Origin of the sequence: Pyxidicoccus fallax (assembly GCF_012933655.1) — a bacterium.
Classification (GTDB): domain Bacteria; phylum Myxococcota; class Myxococcia; order Myxococcales; family Myxococcaceae; genus Myxococcus; species Myxococcus fallax.
Genome location: NZ_JABBJJ010000162.1, coordinates 21,167 through 27,334 on the forward strand (window position 1 = coordinate 21,167; position 6,168 = coordinate 27,334).

Here is a 6,168-nt window from a genome sequence, read left to right on the forward strand (position 1 = left end):
CGCGTCCACTCCCGGCTTCTTGCATGGGATTCACACGGCGGTTCATTCAAGCGAGGCCATCGAGGAAGCGGAGCACCCGTTCCCTGAGCAGCCTGGCGGCGTGCTCGTCGTAGCTCGAGAGGCTGTTGTCGGCGAACAGGTGTTGCTGGCCCGGGTAGAGGAACAGCTCGGCGTTCGGGGTCGTCTGGACGAGCGCGCGGGCGGCGTCGAGGTCGCCTTCGTTGACGAAGAACGTGTCGGCCTCCATCCCGTGGACCTGGACCGGGACGCGCTGGGGCCATGCTCCGCCGAACTCGGAGGTCGGCACGCACGCATGGAACAACAGCGCTCCCTTCGCTCCGGCGCGCGTTTGGGCCAGCATCTGTGCTGGCAGGACGCCGAGCGAGAACCCGGCGTAGACGAGCTCGCCCGGCAGCCCTTCGGCGGCGGCCCGTCCGCGCTCGATGAGCGAGCCGAACCCGACTTCCTGGGCATAGGCCACTCCTTCCTCGATGCCGCCGAAGACCCGGCCCTCGAACAGGTCCGGGACGTGGACGATGTGCCCGGCACGCCTGAGCGTCTCGGCGAAGTCTCGGACACCGGGCGTCAGCCCGAGGGCGTGATGGAACAACAAGACCTGCGTCATCGCGTCCCCTGCCCTTCGACGAGTGCCGCGAGCTTGTCGAGTGACATCCGCCAGCCGGTCTCGTTGTCGGCGGGCGACAGGGCGGGCGGAAGGTCATCGTGCACGGCGACGACCTCGGTGCCACCGTCCGCATCGCTGAGGGAGAACGTAATCGTCATCTCGCCCTGCATCTCGGGATTGGCGGTCTCGAACTCGACCACCTCGACGACCTGCTCGTCCGGTACGAGCTTCACGAAGCGGCCGTGGTACGTGTCGGTATTCGCGGTGGTCTTCCCGGTGTCCGTCGGGGCGTCGTACGTGAGGGAGATACGGAACGCCCCTCCTTCGCGAGGCTCGAACGCGTGCACGTGGCTGGTCATTCCGTCCGGCACCATCCACGTCGTGACAGCGTGTGCATCCAGAATCGCGCGGTAGACCTTCGCGCGAGGCGCCTTCATGCGGCGGCTGACTCGAGTCGAGTTCATGCCCGGACAATATCGAAGTGGAAGGACCGTGCCGGACCGAGCGGCGCGCCCCGCGCGATTTCGTGGCCCGGAGGTGCAAGTTTCCGATCCATGTGGCGTCACTCCGCTACAACGCCAGGGGGTCGAAGCAGGCCCTCGCCGGAGCACACCATGGGTCAGAAGAACAAGCCGTCAGCGCTCGGAGGACTGGCCGCGGCCTTGCAGAAAGCCGGGCTCGCCACGAAGGAGCAGGTCGAGCAGACCGAGGCCGAGAAGAGGGAGCGCGACCTGAAGGCCTACCGCGCTTCGCTGGGCCTCACCGAGCCCGCCGCCAAAAGCGCGGCCAGCTACCGGGAGCAGGTGGACGCGATCAACGCCTGGTTCGCCGAGCAGCTCCGCCGTGCGCCGGACCTCATGGCACGTCTGACGGGCGAGCGGGCCCTGGCCCTCGCCATCCAGGGCACTCCGGCGACACCCGAGGCGGTGCGCGCGGTCGAGTTGGCACTGGGGTTCCCCCTGCCTCCGTCCTTCGCCGCCTTTCTTCTCGAGGTGGGCTCGGTGGCCTTCCTCGGCCCTTGGAGCGACGCCACGACTCGCGTGGAGGACCTGGCCGCCGCCAGTGCTTCGCTCGAAGCGGATGTCACCCTGACCGCGGAGCGCTTCGCCCGGGCCGCCGAGGGCGCTGGCGTCACGCTCGACCTGAACGCGCCCCGCCGGCTGCTGCACGTTTCCGAGGACAGGGGCGGAGAGCCGGTCTTCGCGCTCTGTGCGCGGCGTGATGCTTCCGGAGAAGCCCCCGTGTTCATGCGGTTCCACGACGAGCCCGATGCGCTGTACGACCCGTCCGCCGACTTCCGGCAATGGTTCAGCGCGCGCCTCGCTCGCTTCCAAGAGGAACTCCAGCAGTGGCTCGCCCGTGGAGCGCCACTCTGAGGGTGACGCTCGCGGGCATCAACCGCCCCAGATGAACTCGAGGCTCAGCTCGATGGACTCGAAGGGCTCGACGCGGACGTAGCCGCCGCCGGAGTACGTGGCGAGCAGCGCGTACTCCGCGCCCTCCAGCCGGAACACCTCCAGCGTGCGCGCCCTGGGGTCCATCAGCCAGACGTGCCGCACGCCCTCTCGTGCGTAGATGGGAAGCTTCTCCTGACGGTCCAGCGCCTTCGTGGAGGGAGAGAGCACCTCGCAGACCCAGTCCGGAACCACCGTGAACGCCACGACGTCTCGCGCGTTGGGCAGCCGCTCGCGATGCCAGCCGGCCAGGTCGGGCACCAGCACGTCTTCGCCCAGGTGCAGCTCCGGCTCATCCAGGATGACCCATCCTCCGGGGCCTCCCTGGCCCGCGACGAAAGGCGCTACCAGTACGCCGCCCAGGTAGGAGCCCGCGACAGCATGCGCCCCAGCCGGCCTGGGACTGGCGTGCAGGACGCCGCCAATCAGCTCCCCGACCACGTTGTCGGGAAGTGCCACCAGGTCCGCATATGTGGCCGGTTTCCGTTCCATGACCGCCTCATGTTCCCCGCCGCCCATCTCCAGTTCCATGAGGCGGACATAGCAACCGGGTCTGACGTGCCAGGGCGGTAAGCCACTGGCCACCCTGAAAGGTTGGCTCCGAAGGCGCGCGAAAGCAACCCCTCGGCCTGCTCACGGCGTCCGCCGGAACTCGGTGACCCAGTTCGTCTCCCAGGTCTTCCCGCCATCGGGCGAGAAGGCCTGTTCCCAGCGGGCGGACGTCGGTGTGATGTTGGACCAGATGACGCGCACACGGATGGGTCTGCCCCGAAGCGTGTCATCGGCGTAGAAGGTCCCGACGCCCTTCTCGAATCGGCCCTTCAGCGGCGGGTCGAGCCTGCCGGCGGGATTGCGGCCGTCAAGCCCCCAGATGGCCCATTGCCCGGTCCTCGCGTCGTAGGCGCTCAGCCCGACGCCGTGGACTCGTCCCTCCGGCATGTCGAACACACTGTCGTCCACGTTCGCATGGCCGTTCATCAGCAGGCGGAAGTCGAAGGTGCCGCCGAACTCCTCCCACTCGGTGCACCCCGTCAGCCGCTCCTTCAGGCGGCGGTGGTGGGCCGTCCACGTGCCGACGAGCGCATCGAAGGCGTGCAGCCCGCTCAGGTCCGCGGCGGGCGCGGACTTCGGAGTGTCCTGCGAGGCGTGGCCTGGAAATGAAATCCCGATGGCGGTGGCCAGGAGGACCGCGCCGAGCCCGCGACGGAAGCATCTCATGCGAGGGTTCCCTTTCGACTGCTGACGGAGTGGATGGCCCGCCGCACGACCTCCAGACCGGAGCGCATGGCGGCCCGCGTGGCGCCCGCGAAGCCGAAGACGAGCCCTCCTCGGCCAGTGGCGCCGTACCGGGAGAGCGGATGGACCTCGACGCCCGAGAGGGCGCACTCCGCGGCCACCGCGCGGTCGTCCACGTGCCGCGCCTTGAAGAGCCCCGCGACGTGCATCCCCGCCCTCGCCGGCCCGAAGTCCAGGCTGTCCGCGAGGACTCGCGCTTCCTCCAGGAAGGCCCGCCGCCGTTCATCGTAGATGGCGCGGGTCTTCCGCAGATGGCGCGCCAGGTGTCCCTCCTGGATGAACGCCGCGAGCGCTCCCTGGGTGAGCAGGGCCGTGTGGCCGTCCGCGACGTGCTTCGCGTCGACGAACGCGCCGACGAGCGGCTCGGGCACGATGGCGTAGGCGAGCCTCAGGCCCGGGAAGAGAATCTTGTTGAAGCTGCCCACGTAGATGACGCGCCCTTCCCCATCCATCCCCTGTAGGGACGCAATCGGGCGCCCCTCGTAGCGGTAGTCGCCGTCGTAGTCGTCCTCGATGACGTAGGCGTCCGCCTCCCGGGCCCAGCCGAGCAGCGCCTTCCTGCGCTCGAGCGACATCTCGTGGCCCAGCGGGTACTGGTGCGCCGGGGTGACGTACGCCAGGCGCGCGCGGGGCTCCAGCCGCTGGCCGGCCGCAACGTCGAGGCCCTGCTCGTCGACGGGCACGCCCACGACCTTCACCCCCGCCGCGCGCAAGCAGTGCTGGACCGGCGGATATCCCGGTACCTCGACCCAGGCGCCCTCTCCGGGGTCCGCGAGCGCCCTTCCGGCGAGCTCCACGGCCTGCTGCGTGCTCGTGACGACGACCACCTGCTCGGGCGAACAGCGCACCGCCCGCATCGCCGAGGCATGCGCGGCGATGGCCTCGCGCAGGGCCGGCAGGCCGTTGCTCGCACCGTAGGCCCAGTACGTGCTGCCAGGCCGTGCCGCCTCACGGCTCAGGAGGCGGCTCCAGACCTCGCGTGGAAACAGATGGAACGGCGGGAGCGAGGGGGTGAACGGGACGGCCCTGGCGGGTTGATAGTGGCCGGGATACCCGCGCAGCGCCTTCGCGCGCTGCGACACGCGGCGTTCCGACGCGTCCGCCGCTGACGAGGCGCTGGGCTTCGGCGGCAGCGGAGGCGCGTCATGCTCGGGAAGACTCGGGGCGACGAAGCTGCCAGCGCCCCGGCGCCGGACGATGTAGCCCTCGGCGACCAGTTGGCTGAGCGCCCCGTCCACGGTGTTCCTCGCCACGCCGAAGTCCTTCGCGAGCATCCGGCTCGAGGGCAGGCGTGCGTTCAGCACGAGCGCCCCACTCCGGATGGCGGTGCGGATGCGGTCGCAGATGCGCACGGACGCGGACTGGCTCCGCGCAACATCGAGCCCCATGACATCGACAGAGAAGAGGGAACGCGCGTTTCGGGCCATTCCCCTCCGAGGTTAGCCCTTCACCCGGGTGTGCTCCATGATCCAGTTCGTCTCCCATGTCTTGCCGTCGAGGGAGAACGCCTGCTGCCAGCGTGCTGCGTCCGGCCCGAGGCGCGTCCACTGGAACACGGCCTTGATGGGCCGGCCCTCGTCCGTGTCGTCGCCGTAGAACTCGCCACGATCGCCCGTGAAGCCGCCCACAACGGGGGGAAGCAGCTCGCCGATCCTGCTGTTGATCCAGTAGAGGGACCACTGGCGCTTCTCGACGCTGAAGGTGCGGAGCGTCATCCCGGACCAGCCCTTCGTCGGGAAGACCGCCTCGTCGATGTTGACGATGCCGCCCATGTGGCTCCTGCAGTGGGCCGTGCTCGGAAAGACATCCCAGTCGTTGCTGCCGACCCAGCGCTTCTTCAGGCGCCGGTTGACGATCGACCAGGTGCCGACGAGGAAGTCGAAGTCACGGACGTCGCCGGTGGGCAGCTTGATGCCGGAGGAGGCATTGCCACTGGCGGGGCTCCGAGGACTGGCGGCGCCGGAGAGGCTCGGGAGGGACAGCAGGGACATGGCGCCGGCGCCCGAGAGGGCGTGGGTGAGAAGCTTCCGGCGGGGAGGAGAAAGGGGGCGGGGCATCCAGGCACGCTCGCTGAAGGAAAAGTGTACCGGATCAAGATGCGCGCGGCGCGCGGAGGCGAGAAGGGCCACTTACGCGGGGAGCACTGAGCCACTCGGTTGCGCTCGTGTCGAAGGCGTTGACCCGAAACGCGGGCCGCGTCGCTCTTTCTTGGCGGCACCTCTCCGTTTCCGAAAGGCAACCCCCCATGCCGCAGCCGAGTCCCCTCCTCCGGGCGGGCACCACCGCCCTCGTGGCGCTCGCCACCCTGCTGATGACCCTGCTCCCCACGCCGGCCTCCGCGGCGGACCGTGGGGAGTGGGCGCCCTACGTCGCCTACACCGCGGGCGACATCGCCTCCTACGCGGGCAGGTCCTATGACTGCCGCCAGTCCCACACGTCCCTGCCGGGCTGGGAGCCGCCCAATGTCCTGGCGCTGTGGCTGGAGCGCTCGGGCCCGCCGCCCGTGGATACCCAGCCGCCCTCCGCGCCCTCGCAGCTCACGTCCCCGGCCAAGACGTACAACAGCGTCTCGCTGGCGTGGGCCGCGTCCACCGACAACGTCGGCGTCACGGGTTATGAGGTCTTCGTCGGCGCCGGTACCACTCCGGCCGCCACCACCTCCGGCGCCACCAGTGCCACCGTGACGGGCCTCCAGGCGAACACCACGTACACCTTCACCGTGAAGGCCCGCGACGCCGCTGGCAACCGCTCCGCGGCCAGCGCGGCGTTCAGTACCACGACGCCCTCCCAGCC

At 69.6% G+C, this 6,168-nt stretch carries 8 protein-coding genes; 2 read left to right on the forward strand and 6 right to left on the reverse strand.

What is annotated here, in order from left to right; genetic code table 11:
* Window positions 1-46: 46 nt before the first annotated feature.
* Window positions 47-625: a dienelactone hydrolase family protein gene (locus tag HG543_RS29475; protein WP_169348226.1), complete on the reverse strand. Its 579-nt coding sequence runs from the start codon at window positions 623-625 to the stop codon at window positions 47-49.
* A complete protein-coding gene (locus HG543_RS29480; protein WP_169348227.1) occupies window positions 622-1,089 on the reverse strand; it encodes an SRPBCC family protein in 468 nt (155 codons plus the stop codon). Before HG543_RS29480 ends, HG543_RS29475 begins: the two co-directional genes overlap by 4 nt.
* Window positions 1,090-1,239: 150 nt before the next feature.
* On the opposite strand from HG543_RS29480, the gene HG543_RS29485 reads away from it, so the two are divergent.
* Window positions 1,240-2,001, forward strand: coding sequence for an SMI1/KNR4 family protein (locus HG543_RS29485; protein ID WP_169348228.1), 762 nt, complete (start codon window positions 1,240-1,242; stop codon window positions 1,999-2,001).
* An 18-nt stretch (window positions 2,002-2,019) separates the two neighbouring features.
* On the opposite strand, the gene HG543_RS29490 is transcribed toward HG543_RS29485, so the two are convergent.
* From HG543_RS29490 to HG543_RS29505, 4 genes are all read right to left on the reverse strand, one after another.
* Window positions 2,020-2,571: a Uma2 family endonuclease gene (locus tag HG543_RS29490; RefSeq protein ID WP_169348229.1), complete on the reverse strand. Its 552-nt coding sequence runs from the start codon at window positions 2,569-2,571 to the stop codon at window positions 2,020-2,022.
* 141 nt (window positions 2,572-2,712) lie between these two features.
* Window positions 2,713-3,297 (reverse strand): hypothetical protein, encoded by a 585-nt coding sequence (locus tag HG543_RS29495; protein WP_211194243.1) that lies wholly within the window; start codon window positions 3,295-3,297, stop codon window positions 2,713-2,715.
* Window positions 3,294-4,763 (reverse strand): MocR-like pyridoxine biosynthesis transcription factor PdxR, encoded by a 1,470-nt coding sequence (gene pdxR / locus HG543_RS29500; RefSeq protein ID WP_169348230.1) that lies wholly within the window; start codon window positions 4,761-4,763, stop codon window positions 3,294-3,296. Before pdxR ends, HG543_RS29495 begins: the two co-directional genes overlap by 4 nt.
* 51 nt (window positions 4,764-4,814) lie before the next feature.
* Window positions 4,815-5,366, reverse strand: a complete 552-nt coding sequence (locus tag HG543_RS29505) for a hypothetical protein (RefSeq protein WP_246357384.1) — start codon at window positions 5,364-5,366, stop codon at window positions 4,815-4,817.
* A gap of 254 nt (window positions 5,367-5,620) precedes the next feature.
* On the opposite strand from HG543_RS29505, the gene HG543_RS29510 reads away from it, so the two are divergent.
* Window positions 5,621-6,168, forward strand: a 548-nt coding sequence (locus HG543_RS29510; protein ID WP_211194244.1) for a carbohydrate-binding protein, incomplete at its 3' end; no start/stop codon positions are given.